This window comes from Streptomyces sp. NPDC006602, from assembly GCF_042870385.1.
Classification (GTDB): domain Bacteria; phylum Actinomycetota; class Actinomycetes; order Streptomycetales; family Streptomycetaceae; genus Streptomyces.
The window spans coordinates 1-1,260 of record NZ_JBIAHG010000103.1 but is presented as its reverse complement, the minus strand read 5'-3'; the positions used below and the strand labels follow the sequence as shown (position 1 = coordinate 1,260).

General features: G+C 69.4%; 1 protein-coding gene. It reads left to right on the top strand.

Annotation, left to right across the window (positions count from 1 at the left end; genetic code table 11):
* Positions 1-56: 56 nt before the first annotated feature.
* Positions 57-1,260: IS701 family transposase (locus tag ACFYO2_RS49610; protein WP_388364127.1), on the top strand; the 1,204-nt coding region annotated here is incomplete at its 3' end.

Below are 1,260 nucleotides of genomic sequence, written 5' to 3'. Positions count from 1 at the left end.
CTAGTAGGGCTCCGTTACGTCTGTCTGTCGGTCCTGTTTGGGGGCACGTTGGAGGTGTGGATGCACATGAAGTGAACCGTGCTCGGGCTAAGTTGGCGTTATTCGTGGCTGATGTGTTCGCGTCGGTGCCGCGTAAGGATCAGCGGGCGAAGGGTGACTGCTATCTGCGGGGGCTGATGCTGGAGGGGCGGCGTAAATCGATCCAGCCGATGGCGGAGCGGCTGCCGGATGGCAACGAGCAGAATCTGCAGCAGTTCGTGAACCAGTCGACCTGGGATCCGGTGCCGGTGCGGCGGCGGATCGCCAAGCGGATGGTGCCGCTGATCGGTCCGGAGGCCTGGGCGGTCGATGATGTGTCGTTCCCCAAGGACGGGAAGATGTCGGTGGCGGTCGCCCGCCAGTACTGCGGCGCTTTGGGCAAGCAGGCCAACTGCCAGGTCGCGGTGAGCGTGCACGCGGTCTCCGATGCCGCGTCCTGTCCGCTGCAGTGGCGGTTGTTCGTGCCCCAGGAGTGGGAACACGATGCGCCACGGCGGCACAAGACCGGGATACCGGAAGGGGTCGGGCACCGGGAGAAATGGCGCCTGGCCCTGGACGTCCTCGATGAGCTGGCCGGGTGGAATCTGGTGCCGCCGGTGGTGGTGGCCGACGCCGGCTACGGGCAGAACGCCGACTTCCGCGACGGCCTGGAGAGCCGGGGCATCGGATATGTCGTGGCCATCCGTTCGGACGTGACCGTCCACCCGCACGACGCGCAGCCCACTGCCCCGGCGTGGTCCGGCAACGGCCGCAAGCCGCAGCACCGCTACCGGGACAAGCCGTCCCCGGTCGCCGCGCTGGCGGCCGCCCGGGGGCGGCAGGCGTTCACCGAGGTGAGGTGGCGGGAAGGCTCCCGCGGGCCGATGCGCTCGCGCTTTGTGACGCTGCGGGTGCGGCCGGCCGGAGTCCGGGCCCGCCGCCTGGCCCAGGCCGCCGCCACCGCCGGACACGGCCACTGGGACGGTGTCCTGCCCGAAGCGACGCTGCTGGCCGAATGGCCCGAAGACGCCGAAGCACCCACCGACTACTGGCTGACCAACCTGCCCGCCGACACCCCGCTGGCCGAACTGGTCCGCCTGGCGAAGATCCGCTGGCGCATCGAGCACGACTACCGGGAACTCAAGCACGGCCTCGGCCTGGACCACTTCGAGGGACGTTCCTGGAACGGCTGGCATCACCACGTCACCCTGGTCACCGCCGCCCACGCGTTCCTCACCGAAC